General features: G+C 69.9%; 26 protein-coding genes. 10 read left to right on the top strand and 16 right to left on the bottom strand.

All coding sequences use genetic code 11. The features are described 5' to 3' along the window. Positions 1 to 25: 25 nt before the first annotated feature. Positions 26 to 457, bottom strand: a complete 432-nt coding sequence (locus IE99_RS0124135) for an SMI1/KNR4 family protein (protein WP_030175278.1) — start codon at positions 455 to 457, stop codon at positions 26 to 28. 136 nt (positions 458 to 593) lie between these two features. Between IE99_RS0124135 and IE99_RS0124130 the strand changes: the two genes are divergently transcribed. Together IE99_RS0124130 and IE99_RS0124125 are read left to right on the top strand one after the other, a co-directional pair. Beyond that, the gene (locus IE99_RS0124130) at positions 594 to 1,916 is read left to right on the top strand and encodes a cytochrome P450 (protein WP_037560010.1); all 1,323 of its coding nucleotides are present in this window, start codon (positions 594 to 596) and stop codon (positions 1,914 to 1,916) included. Then, positions 1,913 to 3,478 carry an AMP-binding protein gene (locus IE99_RS0124125; RefSeq protein WP_030175276.1) on the top strand — a complete coding sequence of 522 codons (1,566 nt, stop codon included), beginning with the start codon at positions 1,913 to 1,915 and terminating at the stop codon, positions 3,476 to 3,478. The genes IE99_RS0124130 and IE99_RS0124125 overlap by 4 nt, the downstream gene beginning before the upstream one ends. A gap of 47 nt (positions 3,479 to 3,525) precedes the next feature. Here IE99_RS0124125 and IE99_RS30695 read toward each other — a convergent pair whose 3' ends face one another. From IE99_RS30695 to IE99_RS31470, 4 genes are all read right to left on the bottom strand, one after another. Further along, positions 3,526 to 3,969, bottom strand: coding sequence for a hypothetical protein (locus IE99_RS30695; RefSeq protein WP_157610473.1), 444 nt, complete (start codon positions 3,967 to 3,969; stop codon positions 3,526 to 3,528). A gap of 220 nt (positions 3,970 to 4,189) precedes the next feature. Then, on the bottom strand, positions 4,190 to 4,618 hold the full coding sequence (locus tag IE99_RS30690; RefSeq protein ID WP_051713149.1) for an STAS domain-containing protein: 429 nt from the start codon (positions 4,616 to 4,618) through the stop codon (positions 4,190 to 4,192). Between the two features lie 64 nt (positions 4,619 to 4,682). After that, positions 4,683 to 5,312, bottom strand: a complete 630-nt coding sequence (locus IE99_RS30685) for a DUF5994 family protein (RefSeq protein ID WP_157610472.1) — start codon at positions 5,310 to 5,312, stop codon at positions 4,683 to 4,685. Next, positions 5,296 to 5,721, bottom strand: coding sequence for a lipopolysaccharide assembly protein LapA domain-containing protein (locus IE99_RS31470; RefSeq protein ID WP_169744476.1), 426 nt, complete (start codon positions 5,719 to 5,721; stop codon positions 5,296 to 5,298). The genes IE99_RS30685 and IE99_RS31470 overlap by 17 nt, the downstream gene beginning before the upstream one ends. A gap of 198 nt (positions 5,722 to 5,919) precedes the next feature. On the opposite strand from IE99_RS31470, the gene IE99_RS0124100 reads away from it, so the two are divergent. From IE99_RS0124100 to IE99_RS32115, 4 genes are all read left to right on the top strand, one after another. Then, on the top strand, positions 5,920 to 6,852 hold the full coding sequence (locus IE99_RS0124100; protein WP_030175258.1) for a tyrosine-type recombinase/integrase: 933 nt from the start codon (positions 5,920 to 5,922) through the stop codon (positions 6,850 to 6,852). 204 nt (positions 6,853 to 7,056) lie between these two features. Next, on the top strand, positions 7,057 to 7,536 hold the full coding sequence (locus tag IE99_RS0124095) for a SigE family RNA polymerase sigma factor (protein ID WP_037560006.1): 480 nt from the start codon (positions 7,057 to 7,059) through the stop codon (positions 7,534 to 7,536). Beyond that, positions 7,533 to 8,723 (top strand): hypothetical protein, encoded by a 1,191-nt coding sequence (locus IE99_RS0124090; RefSeq protein ID WP_030175252.1) that lies wholly within the window; start codon positions 7,533 to 7,535, stop codon positions 8,721 to 8,723. Before IE99_RS0124095 ends, IE99_RS0124090 begins: the two co-directional genes overlap by 4 nt. A gap of 405 nt (positions 8,724 to 9,128) precedes the next feature. Further along, positions 9,129 to 9,824 carry a hypothetical protein gene (locus tag IE99_RS32115; protein WP_157610471.1) on the top strand — a complete coding sequence of 232 codons (696 nt, stop codon included), beginning with the start codon at positions 9,129 to 9,131 and terminating at the stop codon, positions 9,822 to 9,824. Between the two features lie 306 nt (positions 9,825 to 10,130). Here IE99_RS32115 and IE99_RS0124080 read toward each other — a convergent pair whose 3' ends face one another. Together IE99_RS0124080 and IE99_RS0124075 are read right to left on the bottom strand one after the other, a co-directional pair. Further along, positions 10,131 to 11,447 (bottom strand): hypothetical protein, encoded by a 1,317-nt coding sequence (locus tag IE99_RS0124080; protein ID WP_051713143.1) that lies wholly within the window; start codon positions 11,445 to 11,447, stop codon positions 10,131 to 10,133. Then, entirely contained in the window at positions 11,437 to 11,937 is a 501-nt protein-coding gene (locus IE99_RS0124075; protein ID WP_051713141.1) for a hypothetical protein, read from the bottom strand. The genes IE99_RS0124080 and IE99_RS0124075 overlap by 11 nt, the downstream gene beginning before the upstream one ends. A gap of 229 nt (positions 11,938 to 12,166) precedes the next feature. Between IE99_RS0124075 and IE99_RS0124070 the strand changes: the two genes are divergently transcribed. Continuing rightward, positions 12,167 to 13,045 carry a glycosyltransferase family 2 protein gene (locus IE99_RS0124070; RefSeq protein ID WP_030175243.1) on the top strand — a complete coding sequence of 293 codons (879 nt, stop codon included), beginning with the start codon at positions 12,167 to 12,169 and terminating at the stop codon, positions 13,043 to 13,045. 45 nt (positions 13,046 to 13,090) lie between these two features. On the opposite strand, the gene IE99_RS0124065 is transcribed toward IE99_RS0124070, so the two are convergent. The 6 genes from IE99_RS0124065 to IE99_RS32480 all read right to left on the bottom strand — a co-directional run bounded on the left by IE99_RS0124065 (position 13,091) and on the right by IE99_RS32480 (position 17,996). Further along, positions 13,091 to 14,140, bottom strand: a complete 1,050-nt coding sequence (locus IE99_RS0124065) for an NAD-dependent epimerase/dehydratase family protein (protein ID WP_030175240.1) — start codon at positions 14,138 to 14,140, stop codon at positions 13,091 to 13,093. Between the two features lie 543 nt (positions 14,141 to 14,683). Continuing rightward, a complete protein-coding gene (locus IE99_RS0124060; protein WP_030175238.1) occupies positions 14,684 to 15,079 on the bottom strand; it encodes a hypothetical protein in 396 nt (131 codons plus the stop codon). Between the two features lie 155 nt (positions 15,080 to 15,234). Continuing rightward, entirely contained in the window at positions 15,235 to 15,693 is a 459-nt protein-coding gene (locus IE99_RS0124055; protein ID WP_030175235.1) for a hypothetical protein, read from the bottom strand. After that, entirely contained in the window at positions 15,690 to 16,535 is an 846-nt protein-coding gene (locus tag IE99_RS0124050) for an SAM-dependent methyltransferase (protein ID WP_051713164.1), read from the bottom strand. Before IE99_RS0124050 ends, IE99_RS0124055 begins: the two co-directional genes overlap by 4 nt. After that, positions 16,535 to 17,344, bottom strand: coding sequence for an SAM-dependent methyltransferase (locus IE99_RS31465; RefSeq protein ID WP_169744475.1), 810 nt, complete (start codon positions 17,342 to 17,344; stop codon positions 16,535 to 16,537). The genes IE99_RS0124050 and IE99_RS31465 overlap by 1 nt, the downstream gene beginning before the upstream one ends. A 169-nt stretch (positions 17,345 to 17,513) precedes the next feature. Next, the gene (locus IE99_RS32480) at positions 17,514 to 17,996 is read right to left on the bottom strand and encodes a hypothetical protein (RefSeq protein WP_030175226.1); all 483 of its coding nucleotides are present in this window, start codon (positions 17,994 to 17,996) and stop codon (positions 17,514 to 17,516) included. 330 nt (positions 17,997 to 18,326) lie between these two features. Between IE99_RS32480 and IE99_RS30680 the strand changes: the two genes are divergently transcribed. The 3 genes from IE99_RS30680 (at position 18,327) to IE99_RS32110 (ending at position 20,708) form a co-directional block, all read left to right on the top strand. After that, positions 18,327 to 19,607 carry a helix-turn-helix domain-containing protein gene (locus IE99_RS30680; protein WP_051713138.1) on the top strand — a complete coding sequence of 427 codons (1,281 nt, stop codon included), beginning with the start codon at positions 18,327 to 18,329 and terminating at the stop codon, positions 19,605 to 19,607. Continuing rightward, entirely contained in the window at positions 19,604 to 20,176 is a 573-nt protein-coding gene (locus tag IE99_RS0124030; protein ID WP_030175223.1) for a GNAT family N-acetyltransferase, read from the top strand. The genes IE99_RS30680 and IE99_RS0124030 overlap by 4 nt, the downstream gene beginning before the upstream one ends. Positions 20,177 to 20,411: 235 nt before the next feature. Continuing rightward, positions 20,412 to 20,708: an SCO4225 family membrane protein gene (locus tag IE99_RS32110; RefSeq protein WP_157610469.1), complete on the top strand. Its 297-nt coding sequence runs from the start codon at positions 20,412 to 20,414 to the stop codon at positions 20,706 to 20,708. A gap of 205 nt (positions 20,709 to 20,913) precedes the next feature. Here IE99_RS32110 and IE99_RS0124025 read toward each other — a convergent pair whose 3' ends face one another. From IE99_RS0124025 to IE99_RS0124015, 3 genes are all read right to left on the bottom strand, one after another. Then, positions 20,914 to 21,318 carry a hypothetical protein gene (locus IE99_RS0124025; RefSeq protein WP_030175220.1) on the bottom strand — a complete coding sequence of 135 codons (405 nt, stop codon included), beginning with the start codon at positions 21,316 to 21,318 and terminating at the stop codon, positions 20,914 to 20,916. Positions 21,319 to 21,476: 158 nt separating this feature from the next. Then, complete coding sequence (locus IE99_RS0124020; RefSeq protein ID WP_157610468.1) at positions 21,477 to 24,866, bottom strand: fibronectin type III domain-containing protein; 3,390 nt, start codon at positions 24,864 to 24,866, stop codon at positions 21,477 to 21,479. Next, on the bottom strand, positions 24,863 to 25,045 hold the full coding sequence (locus IE99_RS0124015) for a hypothetical protein (protein WP_030175214.1): 183 nt from the start codon (positions 25,043 to 25,045) through the stop codon (positions 24,863 to 24,865). The genes IE99_RS0124020 and IE99_RS0124015 overlap by 4 nt, the downstream gene beginning before the upstream one ends. Positions 25,046 to 26,045 lie beyond the last annotated feature (1,000 nt).

Here is a 26,045-nt window from a genome sequence, read left to right as displayed (position 1 = left end):
CCGGAGCGGCCGTTCGGCGGACGGGTCACAGCCGGACGGCGCCGGTGAGCCACCCTTCGATGAAGTGCTCCAGCGACGGCGCGATGCAGCGGCGGTTGTCGGTGCGGTGGTCCCAGACGAAGATGTCCGGGCGCCCCTCCGGGACGAGGGCGTAGGCGAACAGGCTGCCGTCGCCGGGCACGTCGGAGAAGAACAGCAGCTGGTCGAACGCCATGTAGAGCCGCTTCAGCGCGGGATAGGTGCGCATCTCCAGATTGCCCTGGACGAGCTGCTCGGTGGAGAAGACCAGGTTGTAGCCGCCCGCGTCGGTGACGCCGTCGGTCTCACCGAGCAGCTTGGCCAGGTCGTCGGGGAGCAGGTGCCCGAGGGCCTCCTCGGCCCGGTCCAGCGCCTGATCCGTGGCCGGAGGGGCGAACCGGGCGTCGGGGGTGTGCTGTTCGATCAGCTCGCGCCACATTGGCGCATCATGACGAAGCCGGGCCCGTGCCGTCCAGTCGCGCAGGCCCGCCCGCGTGCTCCAGGTCACATTGACCAAGGGAGATACAAAGAGACATATTTCTCCATATGTATCTTTGCGGGATGGGGGCGGCCCTGTGACGTCCGGAACGCTCCCACCGGAGCTGCAGGAGTTCGACCTTTCGGGGCTGTCGTTCTGGACCCGCCCGGAGGCCCACCGGCTGGAGGCGTTCCGCCGGATGCGCGAGCTGGACGGCGCGGCCTTCGTCCCGATCGCGAAGCTGCCGTTCGTCAAGTCCAAGCCCGGGTTCCACGCGCTCGCCCGGCACGCCGACGTGATCGAGGCCAGCCGCCGCGCCGACCTGTTCAGCAACGAGCCGACGGCCAACTCGCTCACCGAGATGCCCGCCTGGGCGGGCCGCTTCTTCGGCTCGATGATCAACATGGACGACCCGCGGCACGCCCAGATCCGCCGCGTCGTGTCCCGGGCGTTCACCCCGAAGGTCCTCGCCAGGGCCGAGGAGGACCTCCAGCGCCGCGCCGCCCGCATCGTGGACGACATGATCGCCGAAGGCCCCCGCGACTTCGTGGCGCAGGCCGCCGCGCGGCTGCCCGTCGAGGTCATCTGCGACCTGATGGGCATCCCCGATCGGCACCACGAGCTGGTGCTGAACCGGACCAACGTCATCCTCGGCTACAGCGATCCCGAGTACAACGGGATCCGGGCCGACGAGCGCTACATGTCCGGCGACCCGCGCAGGCTCGACGTGCTGAAGGGCGCGGTCAAGCTCGTCCGGGCGGGCCATGACCTGTTCCGCCTGGTCAAGCGGCTGGGGGAGGAGCGCAGGAAGCGTCCGGGCGACGACCTGATCTCCAAGCTCGTCAACGCGAACGCCGACGGCGAGTCGCTGACCACCCAGGAGACCGGCTCGTTCTTCATCCTGCTGGTCACCGCCGGCAACGAGACCACCCGCAACGCGATCGCGCACGCGCTCCGCCTGTTCACCGAGTTCCCCGACCAGCGCGCGCTGCTGACCGAGGACTTCGAGGGCCGGATCGCGACCGCCGTCGAGGAGATCGTCCGGTACGCGACCCCGGTCATCCAGTTCCGCCGCAACGTCACACGCGACTGCGAGCTGAACGGCATCCCGCTGAGGAAGGGCGACATCGCCGTCCTCATCTACACCGCGGCCAACCGGGACGAGACGGTGTTCACCGACCCCGACGCCTTCGACATCACCCGCTCGCCGAACCCGCACGTCGGCTTCGGCGGCCCCGGCCCCCACTACTGCATGGGCGCCCACCTGGCCCGGCGCGAGATCACCGTCATGCTGCGCGAGCTGTTCACCCGCCTCCCCGACATCCGCGGCGAGGGCGAGCCGGACTACCTGCTGTCCCATTTCATCCACGGCATCAAGCGCATGCCCTTCACGTTCACCCCGCCCGCGGAGGGCCGGTGACGACCGGCCGCGACCGCCTCGCCTGGCTGGCCGCCGCCTGGCGCGCCGGAATGCTCGCGCCCATGGCGCCGCCGACCCTCGCGAGGGTCGCCAGGGCGATGCGCGCCTACGGCCCGCTCGGCGCGGCCACCGCGGTCGGCGCCGCTCGCTTCGGCGACCGCACCGCCGTCATCGACGACCACGGCCCGATCGGCTACCGCGACCTCGACCGGGCCGCGAAGGCACTGGCCACCGCCTGGGCCCGGCGCGGCATCGGACCGGACGCCCGCGTCGCGATCCTGTGCCGCAACCACCGCGGCCTGCTGCTGGCGCTCTCTGCGGCGGCCAAGCTCGGCGCCGGGATCGTCCTGCTCAACACCGACTTCGCCGCCCCGCAGCTCCGCCGCACCGTCGAGGAGCAGGGCATCACCGCCCTCGTCCACGACGACGAGTTCGCGCCGCTGGTGGAGGGCATCGACGTCCTGCGGTACACCGCCTGGTCCGACGGCGGTCCGTGCGACCTGGACGAACTGACCGCCGGCCCCGCCCTCACCCCGCCGCCGCCACCCCGCGCGAGCGCCCTGGTGATCCTGAGCAGCGGCACGTCCGGACGCCCCAAGGGCGCCCTGCGCTCATCCGCGCCGAGCGAACCGCTGGCGCTGCCCGGCGGCATCCTCACCCGCATCCCGTTCCGCCGGAACGAGGCCGTCCTGGTCGCCCCGCCGCTGTTCCACGGCTGGGGCCTCGCCTCCGCGACGCTCGCGCTGGCCCTGGGCTCCACGCTCGTCCTGCACCGCCGCTTCAACGCCGAACGGGTCGTCGCCGCGCTGGCCGAGCACCGCTGCACCACGCTGATCGCGGTGCCGACCATGGTGAGCCGGATCCTGGCCGTCCCGGACCTGAAGGCCCGCGATCTGTCGGCGCTGCGCATCATCGCCACCGGCGGCGGCCCGCTCACGGCCGCCCTCACCCGCGAGGCGACGGACGCGTTCGGCCCCGTCCTCTACAACTTCTACGGCTCCACCGAGGCGTCCTGCATCACCATCGCCACCCCGGCCGACCTGGCCGCCGCACCCGGCTGCGCGGGCACGCCCCCGCCGGGGACCGCCGTGCGCATCCTGGACGAGGAAGGACGCCCCGTCCCGCCGGAGACCATCGGGCAGGTCCACGTGGACGGCCCCACCCGCTTCGACGGCTACACCTCCGGCGAGCCGGTCACCGCGACGCTGCTGCCCATCGGCGACCTCGGCCACCTCGACGCGGCGGGCCGCCTCCACATCGACGGCCGCGCCGACGACATGATCGTCTCGGGCGGCGAGAACGTCCATCCCGCCGAGATCGAGGACCTGCTGGCGGCCCACCCCGCCATCACCGAGGCGGCCGTCATCGGCGTCCCCGACGACGAGTTCGGGCAGCGCCTCCGCGCCTACGTGGTCGCCTCCGGGGACCTCGACCCCGACCAGGTGAAGAAGCACGTGGCCGCCAACCTGGCCCGGTACAAGGTCCCCCGCGAGATCGTCTTCCTGGACGAACTCCCTCGGACCCCGACCGGCAAGGTCGTCAAACGCGAACTGCCCGCCTGAAACACGGCGGCCCGCCCGCCCTGTCGGATCCCGGAGGATCGCCGGCTTCACCGGTCGGGGGCGGAGGTGCGCGGCCGGCACCAGGTGAAGGTGTGCGTGTACCAGGTGGCGTTGCCGTCGCAGGTACGGCGGGCTCCGTAGGTGAGGGCGATGATCCTGCGGCCGATGTCGCCGTCGGTGCAACGGTCGTCGGGGCCGGGCCGGTCGGCGGTGCCGTCCTGGATCTCACCCAGGAGCAGGCGGGCGGCGGGGCGGAGCTCCAGCCGGAGGCTGACCGGACCGGCGCCGCGGGTGGACAGGTCCTGGGCCAGCGCGGCCATCTGCTGGGCGAGGGCGTCGGCCACCGGGCCCAGCCCCCACCGCCTGAGGGCGGCCTGGATCGTCCGGCGGGCGTGCGCGGCGGCCGGCCGTCCGCGAGGCAGCTGCCACCGGGCGACGCGCGGAGCCGCCGGTGCGGCGCCGTCGGCACCGTCGAGGGGCACGGTGGTCATGGAGATCTCCATAACGAGCGGGCCCGGGCCGGGTCCCGGGTCGGACGGCGGGACCGGGCGAGGGCGGTACCGCCGCCCGTCGTATGCCCCGAGTTCGCGTGCTCATGCGGCCGCGCCGCTCCGTTGGCGTCCGTGCGCGCGCAGGCTTCGCGACCGTCGGCGAGAGAGGAGACGAAACCCTCTCCGCGGGTGTACTCGGTAGGGGAGTGCACGGCCGGCGTCACCCCAGTCGGACCTCCGCCCGCCCAGGGCCGCGAACGTCGTGCATCCCGTGGTCGGCGGTGAGGCTGTGGTCCAGGCCGGTGATCCTCAGCAGCTTGGTGATCTGCGGTCGGACGCCGGCCAGGCGCATGGTGATGCCGAGGGCGGTGGCGCGGCGCTGGACGCCGACCAGGACCGCGAGTCCGGCGGCGTCGCAGAAGGTGACCGCGCCGAGGTCCAGGATCAGGGTCCGGGAGCTGTTGCGCAGCATGCCGATCAGGTCCTCGCGCAGCGCCGGGGCGGAGGCGATGTCCAGCTCGCCGTGCAGGGCGGCGATCGTGTGGCCGGCGCGGCGCGTGGACGGGCCCGTCTCGGCGCGGGTCTGCTCCCGGCCCACCGCGGTGCACCCGGTGCAGGTGGTGGTGTGCCTGGTCATCAGGATGTTCAAGTCGTGCTCCGATCGCTGTGGGGGCCGTACCGGGCCGGGCGGCGGGCCCGGTACGACGCGGGGTTCAGAAGTGCGAGGTGGATCGAACGCCGCCGGGGCGCTCGCGAAGGCGCCCGCCGTCGGTCTCCCAGACGCTCCTGGCGGCCCTGTCGCTCTCAAGCGCCTGGTCGGCGTTCGCGGGATCGTCCGGTCGGTCCGTTCCCGGGCCGGTCAGCGCGGTGAGCGTGGCCAGCAGCTCCGGGGTGCGCAGGTGGGTGGTGGTGTAGGCGGCCAGTTCCAGTCCGGCCGAGGCCACGCCGGGTTCGGTGCCGGGCGGGACGGTGAACAGCTCGACACGGCGGCCGTCGGCGTAGATCGCGGTGAGCTGGCCTGCGGGCAGGGAGTCGAACCAGCTGAGGCGCACCACCCGGGTGTCGTCCGGGCCGTCGACGCGCAGCAGGCGGGGCCGGGAGTCCCAGTCGGCCACACGCAGCAGGACGTGCGTGATGGGCCGGTGGTCGTCGACGGGACCGTACGCCTGTAGGGCCAGGATCAGGCCGGGCAGTTCGGCGACCGGGTCGGTCGAGCGCGGCCACCAGCCGCCGTCCAGGGACACCGGCGGGCTGCCGGCCGGGCGGGGCGGCCGCATCCGCATCCGGGGCGTCGAGGGCGGCGAGAGGCTGATGGTCGTTCGTCGTTCAGCGGTGGTGTGCATGGCCTGAACTCGCTTCCGTGCCGGTCGGCCGGCCGTTGAGCCGCGGTTGGTCGTCGTGCGGTCGGTCGGCGGGTCGCAGCCCGGCCTGGTCGTCGGCGCGGCGTCGACGGGTCTGGCGGCGGACCTGGGTGATGCGGGCGGTGCCCATGATCAGCGTGATCAGGATCCCGGTGACCAGCGCGATCAGCAGCGCGACGGCCAGCGGCAGATCGCCGTGCATGCCGGCGAAGGAGATCCGCACGGTGCCGGTGTTGCTGAGCAGGAACACGATGAAGGCGAGCAGGAGGACCGCGGCGGCCCACAGGCCCGTCCACGCGGCACTGGTGCGAGACACCGGTGCCGGTCGTGACCGGGCGTTCGCCGCCGAATCGGGCTGCTTCGGAATGTGTGACGATCGCAGGATCGGCATGAGGTCCCCCTTTCGGGGGGAGCCGGTGTGGCGAGTCGGCCTCAGGACGGGGTAGTCGTCGTTACCGGATGCTCCCACTCTAGCACTGAACTTCTGATATTGTCGAATATTAGAAGTAGTCATGCGGCTGAGCTGCTGATACCGCCGCTGCTCGGCGCGAGAAGTCACGAGACGACTTCTGATACCACGAGGAGTGCGGTGACCAGACGCCGCCGGCAGGTACCCGACGCCTACACCGCCGTCCACACCGAGTACGCAGCCGCCCTGGCCGACGCGTCCCTGGACGCCGACACCCGCCGCGCCTACGACTCCCGTGTCCGCGCCTACCTGGCCTGGCTCGAGACCACCCGCGATATGGACGGCGGCGACCCCTTGGCCGACGCGAACACGCGCGACGACGCCGCCCGCGGCTACAAGGACCACCTCAAGAGCGAGCTCGGGCGATCCGACAACACCGTCAACGCCCACCTGACCGCCCTGGACCACTTCTACGACCACCTCGGCCTGGGCAAGGTCGGCGTCCGCCGCGTCCCCGCCGCCCGCCGGGCCCCCCGCGCCCTGACCGCTCGCGACCAGAAGCGGTACCTGCGCGCCGTCGAGCGCCGCGCCCTGGCCCGAGACCGAGCCATCGGACGGCTGCTGTTCTACTCCGGAATCCGCGTCTCCGAGCTGACCGCCCTGAACATGGGGGACGTGCCCCTGTCGGCCCGCAGAGGCGAGGTCCACATCCGCTCCGCCAAGGGCGAGACCTCCCGCACGATCCCCCTCACCGCCCCCGCCGCCCGCGACGCCGTCACCGCGTGGAAGGCCGACCGCGCAACCTGGCCCGGCGCCGAAACCGCGGCGCTGTTCCTCAACCGCCGCGGCGGCCGCCTCACCGCACGGGCCGTCGACCACCTCCTGGACGACATCTCCCTCGACGCGGACCTGATCGACGAGCGCGGCGGCCCGACGGTCTCCGCCCACATCCTGCGGCACACCTTCGCCACGAACCTGCTGGGCGCCGGGGTCGACATCGTCATCGCCGCCGAACTCCTCGGCCACTCCCGCCTCGACGCCACGCGCCGCTACACCCTGCCCACCCGCACCGACCTCGAAGACGCCGTCGCCCGCCTCCCCGCCGACCGATAGCCCGGCGAACGGACATGATCAGATCTCGGCCGACGGTCTCGCCCCGACCCGGCGAAGGCGTACGGCCCACCACCGGCACGTGCCGCGAACCACCCGCCTGCCGGGTGCCCGTCCGATCTCGGAATCGGATCGCCGGGCCGGGCAACCGGATCGGCCGGCCGACTGTCCTTGGGGGGCAACAGCGTCGAGTGGCGAGGTAACGCGGTGGATGTGGACTTCCGAGAATGGGCGGCCGTGCGGCTTCCCGCACTGCTGAGATACGCGCACTTGCTGACCGGGGACCGGCATCAGGCGGAGGACGTGGTGCAGACCGCGCTCGTCCGGATGCTCGTGGCCTGGCCGAGAGTGCAGCGCAAGGACGACCCGGAGGGGTACGCCCGCAGGACGATCACCCGGCTGGCGATCGACTCGCGGAAGGCGAGATGGCGCGAGCGGCTCACCGACGCGCCGCCGGAGAGGCCCGTGGGGCCGGCGCCGGACGAGGACCGCTGGGAGATGTGGGAGGCGCTGGCCGCCCTGCCGCGCCGGCAGCGGGCCGTGGTGGTGCTCCGCTACTACGAGGACCTGTCCGAAGAGCAGATAGCCGATGTGCTCGGCTGCTCGCGGGGGACCGTCAAGAGCCAGGCGAGCAAGGCCCTCGCGAAGCTGCGGGCCCGATTCGAGGCCGCGGAGGTGGCCAGATGAAAGAGTTCGACTCGATGCTGCGCGACACGCTGCAGGACGAGCACTGGGCCATGGCGGTGGAGCCGGGCATGCTCGACTCCGTCGTCGCGGGAGCCCGCCGGGTGCGGCGCCGCCGCCGGGTCACCGCGGCCGTGGCGGCCGTGGCGACGGGGATCGCGCTGGTCGCGGGTCTTGGAGCCGTCCGGGCCGAGGATGCCCGGCCACCGGTCGTCACGCCGCCGAGCGGCTTCGATCTGCCGGGCGACGAGCCGGTCGTGGACATGCTCGCCACCCCGGATTCCCTCTACGTCCTCACGGACCGCGTCCACCGCCTCGACCGGAAGACGGGAGCGGTGCGGGCGACGTCCCGCAGGCTGCCGACGAGCGACGGAGAGCTGCTCGCTGCGGGGCCGACCATCTGGGTGCGGAAGGGGGCCGGTGACCTCGACGGCGGTGGCAGGGCACAGCTGTTCGGATTCGACGCGGCCGGGCTCGGCCAGACGGCGCATGTCGCCGGAGCAAAGGTCCTCGACCCGCAGGACGGAGTCGAGCAGGAGTGGCTGGGCACGCCGACGTCGCTGTGGTCGGTCGCGGCCTCCCGGGACGGTCGCACGAAGCTGATCCGCCGCGCCCCCGACTCGGGGAAGGCCGTCCGCGAGGTGTCGTGCGACTGCACGGTCCCCCTGGTGGCGATCGATGAACAGGCCGACGTGGCCTGGTTCGAATCCGAGGACGGCACGGAACGCTCCCGGCTCGTGGCGATCCGCCTCTCGGACGGCAGGACCCGGGGCGGCTTCACGATCGCCGAGCCCGACGTCTACACGGTCCCCGGAGCGGCGGGCTCCCTGTGGGTGGTCCCCCTGGGCGACGGCGCGGCGGGCCCGGCGGTCCTGCTGGGGCCGGACGCCCGCAGGATCCAAGGCCGGACCTTCGGGTTCGTGCCCCGGCGGGCGGAGGACGGGAGCCAGGACGAGGAACCGGCGCGTCTCCTCGGCGCCCGGCGCGTCCTGATCGCCGCTCCCGCGCGGAACGGCCTGCTCTGTGTCGACCGATCCAGCGGCGCCCTGCTGAAGACCTATCCCCTGCCGGAGGGGGGCCGACTGGCGGAGGGCAGCGAGTTCCGCGCCACCGGCGACGACCACGAGTTCTACGTGCTCGATCAGGACCGTGTGAAGGTCCACCGGGGCCCTGACGGCTGCCTGAGCTGAGAACCACGTCCCCCGGCGGCTTCGCGGAGCCGCCGGGGGGACCTGGGCGAACGGCGGTCATATCGGCTCCGAAAACGACAAAAGCCGAACGCGAATGATCACGTCCGGCCGAGTCGAAACGGGTGCGCCGTCAGGGACTTGAACCCCGAACCCGCGGATTATTCCTTGGGGGTCTCGGTCTCTTGGAGACCAATCCGATCTAGGGCCGAAGGAGTGCGTCCGCCCAGGTAGATGGCGGGTTACGGGAGCTGAGGACCTTGGAGCCCTTGGAGTCCGTTGGAGCCCCACTAGACCCCTTCCGTGGGGATCGAGTGGGGATCGTGGGGAGTGATCTCTCCACCTCACCGGCCATCTACCTGCGGCGATGCTGCCGCCTCTGGCCCTCTCCAGGAGAGCGCCAATCCGTTGACCAAACAGCAGTACTCCGCAACTCTCTCTCGACCGGCACGCGCTGCCGTCATCCTCGGTGTGCCTACCTCACTGGTCGCGGTGGCGGCCCTGAGCTACGAGCCTCAGCGAGCTCTCGGTGAGGCAGTGGGATGGGGCGCCGGTGTCGCATGGCTCTTGCCGGTCGCGGTCATCGTCTGTGAGCTGGTATCCACAGTCGTCTACTTCTCCGCACCGCGGGGACGCGCGCGGAGATCCGCCGCAACCGGCGTCCTGATGGCCATCGGACTGAGCTACGGCCTCTCGTCCACCTGGCACGTCCTTCATCCCGGTAACGCCCCCTTGCCGGTGACGCTGGCCGTCAGTGCCGTGCCGAACCTCGTCGCGGCCCTCATGCTGCACATCGCCCTGACGATCTCTGGCGCCGCGGAAGTCGAGCCGGCAGAGCCGCAACTGGAAGCCCAACCCCCGGCCGCCCTTCCGGCTCCAGAACTCACAGCAGTGTGCGAGGAGCCCGCTCCGCTTCAGGAACCCCTTACGCCGACCAGGCCCAGGAAGACGGTCTCCGCCAAGGCGGAAGCCCTGGCGTTCCTGCGGAAGCTTCCGGAAGGCGAGCTGCCTTCAGCAGTGGAACTCGCGGCGAAGTTCGATCGAACAGACCGCTGGGGCAGAGACGTCCTGGCAGAGTTCCGCGCGCCACAACCAACTGCCTGACAACACCAAGCCCCCCGGCCACGGCCGGGGGGCATTCGCGTCTCTGGGGACCGTTACGGGTTGCGCGAAGCACGTGCGCGGATACCGGACTTCGCAAGCGTGCCCAAGCCACGCCGCCTCGGATCCTTGGGTGTCTCCGCGGTATCGGGTGATGGGCGGCTCCACAGGCCCCGGGGGGTGCCGTGGCCGGGGACCGTTGGTCAGGGGGCTTCGAAGCCAGCGGTGGTCAGGGTGGGTGCGGCCTTGCGGAGACAGGACCGAGGCGGCGCGGACGGCTTCGAGCAGGGCGGGTGAACGGCCGGATTGCTACTGGGCTGCGAGGTGTCCGGCTGCTCTGCCCGTCGTGTCGCGTCGCATCGCGGTCAAGTTCAGGTCGGCGAGGCGGGGGATCGGCCGGACGTCAAGGTGTTCTTGCGGGTGAAGTAGGCCGCGGTGATCGACGTGGGCGGTCCAGATGGTGCAGGTGGCGTTCGGATAGGAGGGGTTGATGCCGATCTCTCCCTTGGGGAGGAACCCGGCGAACGGTGTGCTGATCTTTCGGGTGTTCCAGTGGGTCCACGCGGCGAGGGCTTTGCTCTGCTCAAGGGCGAGGTAGAGGTCGGGGTAGCGGGGCAGGGGCCGCGTCAGCCGGTAGATCGTCTGGCCGAGCAGGGACGGTGCGAGGCGGGCGAGCTCGTCGAAGTCTCGGTGGTGGAAGGTGCAGGCGGTGGCGTCTTGGTGGTGATCGAGGCTGAGGACGGCCAGGAGGTGGGTGAGGCGGTCTCGCGTGTAGGTGGTGACGTCGCGGGTGAGGGCGGGGTCGATCCGGTCGATGAGCGCGGTGAGTTGCTGGTGGGCGGGGTGGAAGCGGGCGAGGTCGAACAGCGTGGCCATGCCGTCGACGGCGGCGAACGCCAGATCTTTGGTCAGGCGGCTGTGGAGTTCGCCTTGGGCGGCGTAGGCCTTGGTCTGGCCGGTGGTGCTGTGGAGCATCAGGTACTCCGACAGCACCTCGAAGTACAGGTAGCCCAGGAACGGCAGGGTCGGGACGGCCGCGGCGAGGTCATCGACGAAGGTTTCGGGGTCGGTGCGGTGGCCGGCGGCGTTGGCCATGGCCCGGTCGAGGAACGGGGCGGCGCGGCCGATCGCTGTGACGGCCGCGGTGCGGAGCTGGTGGTGCTCGGCGGCGGTGAGGTAGCTGGAGTGGGTGAGGAAGGTGTCCAGGTGGATGCGGCCCATGCGCAGGTAGTCGATGCCTTCCGCCGGGGCGGGCCCGTCAGGGGCGATCTCGATGACGAGGGGTGCGGCCCAGGGGCGGTGCTCCAGCAGGTGGGCGCCGAGGTTGTGGGGTCGGAGCCCGCCGTGTTCGGGGGTGAGTGGTGTGCAGTAGATCGCGGCGGCGAGGCAGCCGGTGGAGGCGTACAGGTGGCCGGTGGCGCGGATGGCGTCGAGCGCGACGGTGGTGTGGAGCAGGTGGAGTGGCCGTCCGCTGGTGATTCGGTCGGTCATGGTGTTGCGGGCGAGTAGGTGCCCGTTGGGGCTGTCGCGGAGACGGGACTGCCACGCGGCGCTGCTGACGGCGAGCCCGGCGGGTTCGGGCCGGTCGTCGGTCCGGGTGTGGTCGGTGTGCGCGTCATCCCACATGGCCGGTTCCCTCCGCGAGGATCGTGTGGTGGGCGTGGGTGAGGGCGGTCTCGGGGGTGGCGCCGTCGAGGCGGGCTTCTTCGGTGAGCACGACCAGGCGGTGGGCGAGCGGCGGCATCCAGGTGGGGACCTGGACGGTGAGCCGGGACAGGTCGGGCCACCAGCGGGCCAGTGGTAGGCGGTACCGGTCGAGGGCGTCGGCTGCGCGTAGCAGGCCGACGAGCGGGTCGCGGTCCGGCTGGTCGCCGTCGTGGAGGCCGACGGCGTGGGCGGCGCGGTCCAGGAGCGGTGCGTCCAAGACGACGTCGAGCGCCGCGAGGATGCCGGGTCCCTGCGCACGCAGCCATGCGGCGGCGCGGTGACCGTGGCCGGAGTCGGTGCGGTCGTTTCGGCGGCGGCAGTCGTGGATCGCGGCGGCGACCGTGAGGGCGCGGGTGTCGTCTGGCGGGAGGCCGGATTCGGTGGCCAGAAGGGCGGCGAGGATGCTCACCCGGGCGCCGTGCAGGACGCCGTGAAGGCCTTCGGCCTGCTGTGCGCTGGTGAACCAGGTAACGTGCGGGACCAGCGTCGGTGGCCGGCAGATGACTGTTGGATGGCCGGGCGGTGCATTGTCGGTGATCCACTCAAGGGTTCCCCGGTCCATCACCTGGTGATCGGGGAGTTCGCGGGCTTGTGCGAGCGCGCGCAGGGTCGGCGGAGACGAGTGCATGGGGCCTCCAATGGAAAGGGCGGGCGGCAAGGTGAAGCTGGGCGTGGCGATCGTGACGATGGGGACGCGCCCCACGGAGCTGGCGGCGCTGCTGGACTCGGTCCTGCGCCAGACCGTCCCCGCGGATCGGATCGTCGTCGTCGGCAACGGCTGCCGGTTGACGGGCCTGCCGGACGGGGTCACTGCGGTGGAGCTGCCGGAGAACGAGGGGGTCACCGGGGGCCGCAACGCGGCGCTGGCCGAACTCACCGACGTCGACCTTGTTCTCGATCTCGACGATGACGGGCTGCTGGTCGACGACGAGGTGTTCGCGCGGATCGTCGCCCTGTTCGAGGGCAATCCGCGGCTGGGGATCGTCGGGTTCCGGATCGCCGATGAGACCGGCGTGACGCAGCGCCGCCACGTGCCGCGACTGCGGGCCGGGGATCCGATGCGGGGCGGCCGGGTGACCGGGTTCCTCGGCGGCGCGCACGTGCTGCGGTCGGCCATGCTCACCGAGGTCGGCCCGTGGCCGGAGGCGTTCTTCTTCGCGCACGAGGAGACCGACATGGCATGGCGGGCGCTGAACGGCGGCTGGGAGGTCCAGTACGCGCCGGAGCTGCTGCTCCAGCACCCGCGCACGTCCCCGACCAGGCATGCGTTCTTCTTCCGGCTCAACGCACGCAATCGCGTCTACCTGGCTCGGCGACACCTGCCCGGTCCTCTCGTCCCCGTTTACCTGGGTATCTGGATCGTGCTGACGGTGCTGCGGACTCGCAGCGCAGCAGGGTTGCGGGCGTGGTTCGGCGGGTTCGCGGAGGGATGGCGGACGCCGTGCGGGTCCCGCCGGCCGATGGCCTGGCGGACGGTGTGGACGATGACCCGGCTGGGGCGCCCGCCGATCATCTGAGCCATCCGGACCCGCCTGGGCGCAGGCGGCCCCGGATGGCAGGGATCAGGCGGACCTTGCGGCCTGCTCACGGAGCCACCCCGGGACGGCTTGGGGATGAGCGGTCAGCCACTCGACGTACCGGCGGACACCTTCGGTGATGGTGATGGTCGGCTTCCAGCCGAGCGCGGAGAGAATCGGGCGGGTGTCGGCGTAGCCTCCGAGCGGGTCGCCCTCGGGCATCGGCGTCTGCACGATCTCCACGTCGGGGTAGTGCAGGCGGACGAGGTCGGCGACGTCGCGGATGGAGGTGGCGACGCCGGTGCCGATGTCGAGGGTCTGATCGTGGGCGGCGGGGGCTGCCAGCGCCCGGATGGTCGCCTCGGCGATGTCTGCGACGTGGATGAAGTCGCGGACCTGACGGCCACCGCCATTGAGGTGGAGCGGCAGACCGACCGACGCCCTCATCGCCATCCACGCCACCACCCAGGAGTGGGAACCGTGCTTGATCACCTGCGGGTGGCCGTAGACGCTGAAGTAGCGGACCACGCAGTGCGATACCCCGGCGGCGCCGAGGACGAGCGCCATCTGGTGCTCGCCCCACACCTTGGTGTTGGCGTATACCGACAGCGGGTTCACCGGGGTGGTGCCGGTTCCGAACTGCTGCGCCTGCCCGAGCACGGGGTGGATGCCGTTGCCGTACACGCTCGCCGATGATGCGAACACCATCCGGCGGACCCTGGTGGCGTGCGCCGCGACGGCGTCCAGCAGCACCTGCGTCCCGGTCACGTTCGCGGTGATCGCCTCCATCGGGTTGCGGGTGCAGGCGGCGACGTCGGCCAACGCCGCCGCGTGGATCACGTAGTCGGATCGGGCGGCGACTTCGTTCATCAGGTCGGCGTCGGCGACGTCCCCCACGATGGTGTCGGGGTCGGCCGGGTCGATCCCGAACAGGCCGGCGTAGACCTGCTCGGGGTAGGCGCCGAGCTTCCCGACGACCAGGACCCGCGCGCCCAGCTTCCGCAGCCGTGCGGTGATCTGGCTGCCGATCAGGCCTGCGCCGCCGGTCACCAGGACGGTCGTCCCGTCGAACTCGGTGTTCACGGTGAAGGTCATTGTGATCCTCCGGTGGCGCTGCAGAAAGGAGGACCGTAGCCCGGGGCGCGCGCCGTCTGCCGCCGGGCCGCGGGGTCTAGGGGCGGGCCTTGGGCTCGCCTTCGTCGGGACGGGTGATCTTTTCCTGGAGGTTCTGCCACCATCGTTCGACGACCTCGCGGGGGGCCGGTTCAGTCCACCAGATCTCCTTGGGCGGCCTGTCGCGGTCCGGCCCGGCGTCGTCGGCCGGGATGTATGCCGGGTGTATATGGCCAGGATTCGGTAACCGCCCTGCCCGTCCGGTCCCTTTTTCACGGTGAGCCGATCACCGGTGTCGGGGTAGAGGGAGAGGTTGGTCTGGTGGGAGACCTGGAGCGATAGGCGGTCGGTGGGAACCCAGACCGGTTCGGTTGGCACCGGCCCGGACGCGCCGTCGGGGCCGGGCTCGTGCGGAATCATCGTGCTCGGGTCCTTTGCGGGCGGTGCCGACTGGGAGGGGGAGCCGCGGCCGGTGAACCCCGACCGATCCGCCGACTGCGGCTCCCGGTATGGGCGGGAGGGCGGTCAGTAGGCGCTGGTGGCCGTGCGGTCGGCTGCCTCTGCGGTGAGGGTGCGGACGATCATCCTGGCGGCCTTGGCAGGGTTCCAGCCGAGCCGTTGGTGTCCCCACACGTAGCCGTGGAGCCAGTGGCTGGTCACGGTGATGGCCGGGCCGGTGCGGTGGCCGACGGTCAGGCGGCGATGTCTGGTCGGGCTCCAGCGCGGAAGGTGCAGGGGCCGTCCGTTGACTCTGATCGCGATGTGGATCAGCGGTTCGTAGGGGTGGTAGCGGCTCCCGCAGTCGGCGGTGATGTCCGGGTAGGTGCGGAGCGCGTCCCGGAGCGGCTCGAACATCCCGTTGGTGGCCACCGCCCCGCCGTACCGGCGGGCCGCGACCATGGCGTAGAGGTAGAAGGGCATTCAGGCACCTCCAGGGGTGCGCGCTCGGCTTGGTGGAAGCCGGGGCGGCGCTGCTGCGCCGCCCCGGGGCTTTGCGTGGGGTGGCCGGGGCGCCTCGTGGTGAGCCGGTGCTCTCGGGCGGCGCCCCGGCCGGGACGTCCCTGGGGGCCGGGCCATCAGGGGCGCCCGTCTCCTCGCCCCACCCGCCAGTGCGACGTCCCTGCGTGGGCGGGACCGGCCCGGCGGGTGTGGGTGTGGGGCGCAGGAGGGGTCTGGGGGACGAGCGGGACGTATGGGCGGGTGAGGGTCTGCTCGATCACGGCCTGGTGCCGGTCGGCGGCACCGGCGTTGAGCGCACACATCGCCTGCTCCAGCTGGAAGGGGTCGGCGGCGGTGACCTGCTGGTCGCCTCGCCAGGCCATCCAGGCGTCCGCGGCGCCGACGATGCGCCAGCCCAGGCCCTCATGCCGGGCACGCAGCGCCCGGAGTCGGCCGGTGTCCGCCGCGCCGGACGCCGCGTTGGCACCGGTCGATGTGGTCGGCTTGGGGTCGCGCGGGGGCGCGGAGGTGAAGAGGCTGGGCTTGGTGTGTGCGCCGCTGCCCCTGAGCCCGAGCCACGCGGTGAGGCCGGTCATCGGATCACCGCCATCCCGCACAGCGACTCCACGGGCTGCGGTGTGCCGATCTCCAGGGGCTCGGGCCGCCAGAGCGGTGGCGTCACCACGCCGGGGTCGAGGAGCTCCAGGTCGTTGAGGATGCTCTCGATCTCGTCTGGGGTGCGGAGCTGGTAGGGGGCGGCGCCGGAGTTGTTGTAGCGGTCCTGCGCTCGACTGCGCTCGTCCAGGGTGCTGGTGCCGTCGGCCAGCACCAGGTAGCTGCCCAGCGCGACGGCGTCCACCAGCCGCTCGACGATCTCGCGTGCCTCCTCGGTGGTGGAGATGTGCCCGAGGATGCCCAGCAGCATGACCGCGACCGGTTCGTCCAGGTCCAGGATGGGTTCTGCTCCGGCCAGGATCGTGTCGATGTCGCGCAGGTCGGCGTCGACGTAGGCGGTGGCACCCTTCGGAGTGCTGGTGAGCAGGGCGCGGGCGTGGGCGAGGACCATCGGGTCGTTGTCGACGTACACGATCCGGCACCGGGGGTCGACACGTTGCGCGACCTCGTGGGTGTTGTCGACGGTCGGCAGGCCGGTGCCGATGTCCAGGAACTGCCGGATCCCGACCTCACCGGCCAGATGCCGGACGGCGCGGCCGAGGAACGCCCGCTGTGCGCGGGCGACGTCAACGATGGCGGGAAACGTCCTCTTGTACTCGTCACCGGCAATCCGGTCGACCGCGTAGTGGTCCTTGCCGCCCAGCCAGTAGTTCCAGATCCGGGCGGAGTGCGGGACGGTGGTGTCGATCTCCGGGCCCAGCGCCTCCGCGGGAGGCGCCTCCGCGGTGGGGACCGGGTCATGGAGGTCGTCGAAGCGGGGCATCATCGGCTCCGATCGGTGTAGGGGATGGTGGCGACTTGGCCCAGCACCCGGATCGTCGCGCCGGCCACGGGACCCTGCGGCGGACGTAGAGGCGACCAGTCATGGACGTCGCACAGGAGCGGGCCGACGCGTTCCCAGCCGGAGTCGGCCACGAGCGCGGCGATGTCCTCCTGGGGCCGGAACAAGAGCTCGGCGTGTCCGTTCGGGCACCCGAGCGCCTTGACCACGCCGTTGATGCGGGCCGGGTCAACGCCGGTGGAGGTGGCGTGGGCGAGGATCAGCGTGCTGCCGGGCGCCAGCCGGGTCCGCAGCAGCGTCATGACCTTGGTGGGATCGTGCAGAGGGCGCAGTAGTCCCGTCATCAGGACGATCACGGGCTCGTCGAGGTCCAAGCCGGATTTCAGGTGGAGCTGGTCGAGGAGGTCGGCGGGGTCGTTGATGCTGGCCTTGACGACTTTGTCGTAGCCGCGCAGATGTCGGCGCCCCAGGAGCGGGTCGTCTTCGACGGCGACCACACGCGGCGGGTCGGAGTACCAGATGTCGCGCAGGTGCCGGGCGGGGGTCGCGACTTCGACCTCACCCGGGACGCCGACCTCGATCATCTGCCGGAGGCCGGGCTCGGTCGCCCAGCCGACCGCATGGCTGGCGAACAGCAGGGTTTCGCGCACGACATGGCCGATGTCGGGCACTACCCGCCGCATCCGCGTCGCGGCGGTCCCGTCGGCTCTGCTGTGGGTCCAGCCACCGAGCAGAGCATTGAAGACCCCGGCAGGTGTGGGCGGTCCGGACTCCAGCGTCAAGACGTTCATCGCTGCACCCGCTCGGGCTGAGGTCGAACGGAAGACCGGAGCCCGGTCTGGCTGAGGGACGCGCGGCGGCCAGACCAACACCCGTGGTGATCTGCGGCCGACCGCCGCGCGTGCGCCCGCACCCCTACGGGCTCCCAACCAAGAGGGACGCGGACCGGGGAGTGGCTCATCATGTGGACTCGCCTCGCTCTGCCGGGATCTCAGCGAGGTCGACTCCGGCGGCCCGCCGCGATTGCAGAGCCGGCCGCTGGGGAACGTCAGATCCGCCGCCGAGCCCGCAAGCCCCCTTGCGTGTCGAGATCCACCCAGCGAGTCCCTGCATGACATCGTTGGTGTCAGCGGAAGCGGGCCGTGGGTTGTCGCCTTCGGCCTCGGTGAAGGTGAGTGATGCCTTCACGCCTTCAATGGCACGGGCGAGTTCGTTCACCGGCGCGAGCCGGTCGCCCTCTGCCCAGACATACCAGAGCCCAGCGCGCTCGATGACGAAGATCTCGCCGGACAGCAGTTCCCAACCACGGCCGTCGCGAACCTCGGTGTTCGTCACCTCCAGCGTCGGCGGCGTCTGTCCGAATCGCCGGACGACGCTGAGGTGCGGCGCGCTGGACAGCGCATCAGCGAGCGTGTCCAGATGTGTGCTGGCTGGTTCGGCCACCTCGTCCTCCAGTGGTTGGGACTTCCCCCAGCCAGCCAGACCCCTGCGCGGCTCACAATCACCAGTTCAGCGCCATGCTCACCTTGAAGGTGGTGCGGAATTGGCATCAGGACTGGTGGCGACCGGAACGCACCGGCTCTACCGTGGGTGGCAGAGATCCCACCCCTGGTTACCGGGAAGGCGCGGACGATGCCGGAACAGAAGTGGTGCCCCGGCTGTCGCACCACGCTGCTCTCGCGGTACAACTCTGGGGTCGTCTGCGGAAGCTGCGAACGTCAGGCGCACGCTGCTGGAGCCGGAGTACCGGCGTGGTTATGGGATTCACCGCCGATGCGGCAGGCCCTTGCCGATCAGAATCTCGCCGGCGTGCTGGCGTTGCTGCGCAGCACCGTCGGGCTCACCCAGCAGGAGATGGCCGACCTGGTCCCAGGCTGGACCAAAACCAAGGTCACCCGCATTGAGTCAGGCGAGCGCGGCACCATGTACGACATCCGCGAACTGCTGGCGTGGGCGGATGCGGTGTGCATGCCGCGTGAGGCCTTGCTTCCGCTCATCACCGGCAGACCCGACGCAGACCTCGGCGTGCTCCCAACGCCCGGAGACGAGATGGATCGAAGGACCTTCAATGGGGCCCTCGCCGCCCTAAGCGCCTCAGCGCTGCTCCCCGGCGTGTTCGCGGCACCGGAGCGGATCTCTCAGGCGCACATCACCTACCTTCAAACCTGCAGCGACGAGCTATGGACCCGCGATTGGGTGGTGGGTGGGGCGGCGCTGCTCCGGCAGGCCATGCGGCTACTCGGCCAGGCCCGCGCCATGCTCGACGAGAGCGACTACACCGAACGGATCGGATCGGACCTGCTGCGCGTGGCGGCGAGCATCGCGACCTGCAGCAGCTTTCTCGCCTTCGATGCCGGCCAGCTCGCCCTTGCGCGCCGAATCGTGCAGGAAGCCGCCAGCCTGGCCGATGGCAGCGAAGACCCCGCTTTGCGGGCCCACGCCTACGCGACCATGGCGTTGCAGTCGACCGCGCTCGCGCGGATGTCGGGGAAGAAGGGACCGGCGCGGGAGGCGCAGCGGGCTCTGCGGATGGCCGAGCGAGCCGCCAAGCACCATCCGTCCCCGCGCGTCCACGCATTGATCAACATGCGCAAAGCGACCGCGAACGCGCTCCTGAACGATGAGACCGCAGCGCGTGCCGCGCTCCTCGCCGCCCATGACGAGCTCGATCGCGGTGACCACCCCGACGACCCGATGCCACTGGCGTTCGTCACTCGCACCGAAGTCCTCGCACATGAGGGCTGCGTCGCCGCCGACCTCGGCAAGCCCGGTAAAGCGGTCAGGTTGTACACCGATGTGGTCACGGATCCGGATCTTGCGCCCCGCAACCGGGTGTACTACCGGGCGACTCTGGCGGGGAAACAACTGGCCGCCGACGACGTCTGTGGCGCTCTGACCTCGGGAAGCACGACCTTGGATGAGGCCGAAGGAACGGTCGCCTCGCCGCGCTCCCTCAACCTGCTGCGGCCTCTCGCCGCGCACGATTCCGACTTCCGTGAGCGCTTGGCGACGGTGGCCGCAAAGCTGTCGGCGACAGTACCGTCGTCGCCATGACGGACCTGAGATTCCGCCGATACGGCGCAGCCGGCGCCCGCGCGATCCGGCAGACCATCGAGGACATCTACCGGGACGCCTACGCCGCAGCGGTCGCCTCAGCCGATCCGTTCGACTCGCCCGAGGCGTTCATGACGCGATTCGACTCCTACACCAGCCGCGACGGCGAGTTCGACATGGTCGTTGCCTACGACGGCGACGTGGCCGTGGGACAGGCATGGGGATGGCCCCTTGGGAAGAACGCCGCATGGTGGCGCGGGCTCGTTGAGGAGCCTGAACCGGGATTCACCACCGAGACCGGGTCCCGGACCTTCGCCCTCAGCGAGATCATGGTCCGGCAGGACCGCACCGGACGCGGGATCGCCCACGCCCTGCACGACGAGCTGCTCGCCGCCCGCAGTGAGGACCGAGCCACACTGCTGGTCGAGGCCGAGAACGAACGGGCCTACCGGGCGTACGTCTCGTGGGGGTGGACGCGAGTGGGGCAGTTGCAGCCGGGATGGCCATCGGCGCCGCTGTTCGACGTTCTGATTCGGCAACTGCCGCTTTCATCCTGTGACTTAACATAATTATTATCGACCATCAAGGACGAGTTGGGCAGGTGAGTGCACTCGACTCAGATCGGTCATCGACTCGTTCACCTGGCGGAATCGGCTTGCCTTTGTCGGCGCCGAATGTCGGCGTCCCGCTGGCCAAGGGAACATACGTCACCGATGTCCTGCGGCGCGTCGTGCCGCCTCCTAGGGCGGAAGTGGGTCGTGCCGTGACCGCTATGTTCAGTCCTGCCCGTCGAGCCTGAGGTTGTTGATCCGCTGCCGCAACTCGTCTACCCGGCGACATCGCCGCTGGGTATGTGTCTATAGCGCTGTTGTCGTCGGCGTCACCGCCTTTATTCTGGTTGATCTCGCGGTCACCGGGGACACTTTTTCACCGATCTGGCCCTATTTTGTCACGATGCCCGCATCGCTGGTCACCGATCTTTTTCTCAGTGTTGTTGGAAGCGCCACACTCATAGCGATGTTCGCGGCCAGTGTGTTTCAGGGACGGCTGATCTGGCGGCTCCTGCGTGGGCGCAAGATGCAGCGGCGCGACTTCAAGTAGGCGCGTCGGCGACTTCTGTGCGGCGCAGCGGCCGGCGCTGGTCGTCCGGCGATCCCCCTTTAGCGCGGCTCGTGCGAGCAACTTGTGACTCGGAGGGTCAATGATTGTGCGGCGTCTGCGTGAGCGATTGCGGGAAACCGCACGACGGTTCCGGCACCGAGCTGCACCAGTGGGCGTGAGTCGATGCCGGAACCGTCGTTTCCGATCAGCGGCCTGGCGGGAAGAGGTCGCCCTCGGCGCAGAACCTCCCGTCTATCTGTCTGCCGGGTTGCGGGACCGAGCCCACGAGGGCGGCATAGGTGTGGGCCGGAAAGGAGTACTTGTCACCCCCGTTCGGGTCCGGCCACTGGCCTCTCTTTCCGTAGGAGTTGAGGTCGAGCAGGATTTTCTGCCCGCGGGATCCGTAGGATAGGCAGGCGTGCCAGAGCTGGCCCGCGTTGTCGTCCTGCCGAATCTCTGCCCGTACGTTTCCCTGCACGGCGTCGGCGAAGTGGGTGATGAGCCACTTCGCTCCGGCTTCGGCTTTGCTGCCGCCCCGATGCCGGGTATCCAGGTCCACGTCAAGGTTTGCGAGCCGGGCCACGTCGCGGCGGCGCAGCTGGAGTATCACTGAAGACACCGTGCCGCGCAGTGCACGATCGCCTCCGCCGGTCAGGGTCACACCTGACGGTGGGGCGGGATCACGGTCGTCCGGCCACAGGGTCACCGCGGTCGCAGTGCCGACCGTAATGGCAGCGAGGGACAAAGCTATGCGGAAACGCATACAAGTCACCTTAGGATGTAGGCGAAACCCACCTGTGGGTAGTCCTTGGCGGTCGGCCAGAACGGCTTGTCCCGTTCGCTGCGACCACTGGAATGGTGGGTGTAGTAAACACCGTACTTGTCGTTCCTGGTCTTCTTCGTGAGAACTGACACGTGACCGACCTTGGACCAGCTCCGGTGCCGCCAATACATGACGTCCCCGACTTCCACCGAGTGGAAGCCCGGTTCCCAGTAGACGCGGTCACGTGCGTAGCCGAAATGGTAGTAGTTGTTATAGGCGCCCGCCCAGGTCCACGACTTGTTCACGGAGTTGGCCCACCACGCCTTCGAGCTGCGATACCAACCCGTGTAGACGCGTGCTTTGCCGCCGTAGTAGATGGCCTTGGAGACGAAGTTGGCGCAGTCGTTCTTCTCGTCGTGCCGCACCTTGTAGTTACGCCAGGCCCACGTGCCGATTCCGCGGACGCTGACGCCCTGAGCTTTGACAGGGGCGTCAGCAGCGGCCCGAGTCGGTGTGGCCGACGCGTTCACGTCGATGAAGTGGCTGTCGTCTATCGGCTGCTCTGCCTCCTGCTTGGAGGTGAAGGCGTTGATCTCGAGGTCGCCGCCAGCGCCCCCTGCGCCGATCGAGGTCAGGTCGGCGTGCTGCGGATCGGCGGCCGCCATCGCGCGGGTCGCCGGTGCGCCCGGCAGGGTAAAGACGAAGTTGCGCTCCTCCTCGAAGTCGCTGTTCGTGCGGTTCTCGGCGGAAGTGCCGACCTCATTGGCATAGACCGTTGTGCCGCTGAGCGTGGCCCGGACGGTGATGGTCCTGCTCGCGGCGGAGTAGCCGATGAACACCTTAGGAACGTTGAGCGTGGTGCTCAGCTGCGCGGCCTTGGCCTCGGCGGCCTCGTCGCGGGTCTCCACGATGCCTGTGGCCATGGTGTTGAGCATGTTGCGGAACAACTCGCCCTCGGAGTTGCCCGTCACTGCCTCGGCAGCGGTGTTGTAGCGCTTCTCCATCAGCCCTTCGCGGCTGGAGACGAACTGCTTCACGGCCTCGACGAACTTGGCAGCGTCGCTCGGCAGCGCTTCCGGGGTCGCATCTCCGCCCGTTGCCCACTCGCCGGCGCCGTGGGCGTTACGCGCACGAACCCTGAAGCGGTAGCCGGTCCCGTTGGTCAGGCCGGTGACCGTCAGTTCCGGCTTGTCGCTGCTGAGTGAGTTGACGACCGCACCGCTCATGTCGAGTACTTGGACGTCGTATCCGGTGACAACGGAGGCGGGGTCGGTTCCGTCCTCGGAAGGGACCGGGGCCGCTCCTGCGTCCTTGGGTGGGGCCCACGCGAGTTGCGCCGACGCGCCGCCCGCCAGGGCCGTGATGTCGTCGACGGTTCCGGGGACGGTTGCGGGGATGTAGTCCACGGTCAGTGACAGGCCCGAGGCGGGGAAGGCGACGGCCGGAAGCGCTTCGCCCGCCAGCTTTAGGATCAGTCCGTCGTTGTGGCCCTCACGCCACTGGGTCGCCAGGCCGCCCAGGTTCAGCTTCGCAGGATTCAGAGTGGTGGTCTCGTCGACCGCCTCGGACGCCGCGTTCGCCACCGCCTCGGTGCCGGTGGGCGTGTCGGTCCACGCCTTCTCCGGCTGGTACCCGGACAGCTTCATCGTGGTGCCGCAGGAGGACCCGCAGGTGGCGGCGCCGAGGTCCAGAGTGGCTCCGGTGACGCGGGCACCGTCCGGTAGCGAGCTTAGGTCGACCTTGACCACGGTGATCTGCTCATCGTCACCGGTGCCTCCCAGGTTGACGGCGGTAGCGTCGGCCAGCAGGCAGGGGGCTCCATCGCACGCCTTGTCGCCGGCCTTGGCGCTCGTGACCTTGATCTTGTCAGCGCCGAGCTTGAGCTGCGTGGTCTGCGGGTCCGGCGCGGGCTGGGGAACTGTGAACGACGCAGACGCCGTCTGCGGTCCGCAAGCGCCATCGACGCAGGCGTCCATGCGCCAGGTGTAGGACTTGCCGGGTTCGACCAGGTTCTCGGGCAGCCGCAGGCTCAGCCTCTCGCCGCCCTTGACGATGCCCTTGCCCAATGGACTTCCGCCCACCGTGGCGCCGACCTCGTCATAGAGATAGAAGCGGCCGGTGACCGGGCCGCCCGACGGACGGTTGACGGTTCCGGAGAGCACTGGCAGTTCGGGAGTGTCCAGCGAGCTCGTGAGGCCCGTCGGCACGAGCGGCGCGTCGACGACGAGCCACCGCCATGTCGACCAAAGGCTGTCCTGGCCATCGGCAGCCTTGACGCGGAAGCGGTAGGCGCCCGGGTTGCTCAGCACGTTGGCTGGGACCGTCCACGTACCCGCCTCGCCTGTGGGCACCGACGATGCCGTCCCGCCGGCCACCGGCGTCTCGCTGTGCATGGGGGCCACCTCGAAGGTGTAGGTGACCGGGCGCTTGTCCACGGACGAGGCCAGCGCAGACAACTTCGGCGTTGTGCTATTGACGCGGATGCCCTCGGCCCAGGTCGAATCGGACGGTGTGGCCGCCAACTCGGTGAATGAGAGCCCCTTGCGGAAGTAGCTGTACACGTCGATGCTGACGGTCGCCGACGTCGTGCCGGTGTTGCGGATCAGTACCTTGCCGTCTGTCCCGAGCTTGGCCACGGCGGACGCCGTCGACTGAACGTTGGCGTCATAGCCGACGGTGTGCGTGCCGGGAGCGGTCGTTCCCGAGGGGTGAGAGGTAAGAGCACCGGCGGCGCTGCTCTTTGCCGTCAGGCTGACCGAGACGGCGTCGACACCAGACGCGGGAACACCGCCTTTGCCCAGCGGGGCGAGCGAGTAGGTGGCGCCCGCCGCGATGACCGCGTTCGTGACCAGTCGCGCCGGCTGGACCCCGTGCAGCGTGGGTCCGGCGGGGGCGCTCTTGGTGAAGTACCCGGCGACGTCGACCCAGACCGTGACGGGCGAAAAGCCGAGGTTGTGGATATTGATCTTGCCGTCGGCGCCGACCTTGGTTATAGCGAAATTCTGCAGCGCCAGGCCGGCCGCGTAATCGATCGTGGCGTCACCGGGCCACGCGTCCCCGGCGGCGTAGGCGCGCAGGGTGCCGGTCGAGGTCGCCTTGGCCCGCAGCGTGTAGGCCAGCGACTCGACGTTGGAGGCGGGAACACCGCCCTTGCCCAGTGGCGCAAGTTCGTAGTTGCCGTTGGCAGGGATCGTCACAGCATTGGCGATGCGCGCGGGCGGCAGCGGGGCGTAGGTGCTGCCGGAGGTTCCACCCGCGTCGGCAAGCGAGTAACCGTGCAGGTCCAGGTAGAGTCGGACCGGCCCCGAACCCGTGTTCACCACCTTGATGTTGCCGTCGGCGCCTACCTTGGCGGTGATCAGGTTGGCCGCGTACACCTCCTTGCGATAGCTCACCGCGACCGCTGCGGGGGCCGGACGCCATCAGAGGGGTGGACGGTGATCGTGCCGGTGCCGGACGAACCCTTGGCCGCGACGTTCAGGGCGACGGTGTCAACACCCGTCCAGGGAACGGTGCCGACGCCGACGACCCGAACGGTGCGGGTCGCACCGGCCGCGATTTCGACGTTGTCCACAGCCCTGCCGCGCGTCGGGAAATACTCCCCTGAAGCCGATTGTGAGGCCTCCGCGTCAGCCCTGTGCCAGCCGAATCCCGCTGGAACCGACAAGGCGGTTACCATAAGTGTCCATATCATCACCAATTGCAATGTTCGTTGGTGATGACGGAGGAAGGATGTGTACATGGTCTCCGTTTCGTTCCGCCAGCGTCCAGAGTGAACGCCGGGTGAACAGCCGAGCTGGAACGCTCCAACCGGCAGATCGAAATCGAAACATAGCCATCGCCCCTGGTCGCCGCCAGTGTGATGAACAGCACATCCTGCAACGCGCTGCCGAGGTCCATCGGTACACGTACTTGTGGGCTGTTGCGATCCGTCCGCCAGTCTCTTCAAAAGTGACCCGATCGTGCCTAGAAATCACTGCTGTCCGGATCGGTGGTGCTGGCGAAGCCTCGGTGGATCACGGGTTGTACAGGAGCAGCCTTCGTGCGGGTGATCCAACTCACCGCCACGCAAGGACAACCGTCGGGTTGGTATGACCGTCTTGCTTCTCTGTGCTCGGGGCCTGCGTCGCCGGGCCTGCCTGGGCGGCCGCCGGTAGGTGAAGCTTCAACACCTCGGCAGCCCGACGGCCGCGTCTTCCGGCTACGAAGCCAGAGCCCGAACAGAGATCACCCATCGCTGGGATTGCGGCTAGTTGGCTGGCGTCGCTAGTTTCGGTCCATGCAAAAACGCAATATCGGTCTGACCCTTGTGGTGGCCGTGGCCTCGGGTGTCGCTCTTGTGACGGCGATGTCGCCCGACGGGACCACCGGGGTCACGCAGACGGCGACCTCTAGCGAGGTGGCTGCTGCACCGTGCGCGCAGCCGGCCGGGCGGCCGTGGTGCACTCAGTCACTGTCGGCCGATCAGCGCGCCATGAGCTTCCCCCGGTAGCACGGACACCCGATCTGAGTTGACCTTGATCAACTTGGGAAGGAGTGTCTCGTGCCACCACCTCACCCGCCGGAGTTCCGGC

Origin of the sequence: Spirillospora albida, assembly GCF_000718255.1 — a bacterium.
Lineage (GTDB): Bacteria > Actinomycetota > Actinomycetes > Streptosporangiales > Streptosporangiaceae > Spirillospora > Spirillospora albida.
The sequence above is the reverse complement of the archived record's forward strand: the minus strand, read 5'-3'. Positions and strand labels throughout refer to the sequence as shown.

Excerpts from the sequence above, each read along its gene's own strand:
- IE99_RS0124135 (WP_030175278.1), bottom strand. The coding sequence starts at position 457 with ATGTGGCGCGAGCTGATCGAACAGCACACCCCCGACGCCCGGTTCGCC.
- IE99_RS30695 (WP_157610473.1), bottom strand. The coding sequence starts at position 3,969 with ATGACCACCGTGCCCCTCGACGGTGCCGACGGCGCCGCACCGGCGGCT.
- IE99_RS30685 (WP_157610472.1), bottom strand. The coding sequence starts at position 5,312 with ATGCACACCACCGCTGAACGACGAACGACCATCAGCCTCTCGCCGCCC.
- IE99_RS31470 (WP_169744476.1), bottom strand. The coding sequence starts at position 5,721 with ATGCCGATCCTGCGATCGTCACACATTCCGAAGCAGCCCGATTCGGCG.
- IE99_RS0124090 (WP_030175252.1), top strand. The coding sequence starts at position 7,533 with ATGAAAGAGTTCGACTCGATGCTGCGCGACACGCTGCAGGACGAGCAC.
- IE99_RS0124080 (WP_051713143.1), bottom strand. The coding sequence starts at position 11,447 with ATGTGGGATGACGCGCACACCGACCACACCCGGACCGACGACCGGCCC.
- IE99_RS0124070 (WP_030175243.1), top strand. The coding sequence starts at position 12,167 with ATGGAAAGGGCGGGCGGCAAGGTGAAGCTGGGCGTGGCGATCGTGACG.
- IE99_RS0124065 (WP_030175240.1), bottom strand. The coding sequence starts at position 14,140 with ATGACCTTCACCGTGAACACCGAGTTCGACGGGACGACCGTCCTGGTG.
- IE99_RS0124060 (WP_030175238.1), bottom strand. The coding sequence starts at position 15,079 with ATGCCCTTCTACCTCTACGCCATGGTCGCGGCCCGCCGGTACGGCGGG.
- IE99_RS0124055 (WP_030175235.1), bottom strand. The coding sequence starts at position 15,693 with ATGACCGGCCTCACCGCGTGGCTCGGGCTCAGGGGCAGCGGCGCACAC.
- IE99_RS0124050 (WP_051713164.1), bottom strand. The coding sequence starts at position 16,535 with ATGCCCCGCTTCGACGACCTCCATGACCCGGTCCCCACCGCGGAGGCG.
- IE99_RS31465 (WP_169744475.1), bottom strand. The coding sequence starts at position 17,344 with ATGAACGTCTTGACGCTGGAGTCCGGACCGCCCACACCTGCCGGGGTC.
- IE99_RS30680 (WP_051713138.1), top strand. The coding sequence starts at position 18,327 with ATGCGGCAGGCCCTTGCCGATCAGAATCTCGCCGGCGTGCTGGCGTTG.
- IE99_RS0124030 (WP_030175223.1), top strand. The coding sequence starts at position 19,604 with ATGACGGACCTGAGATTCCGCCGATACGGCGCAGCCGGCGCCCGCGCG.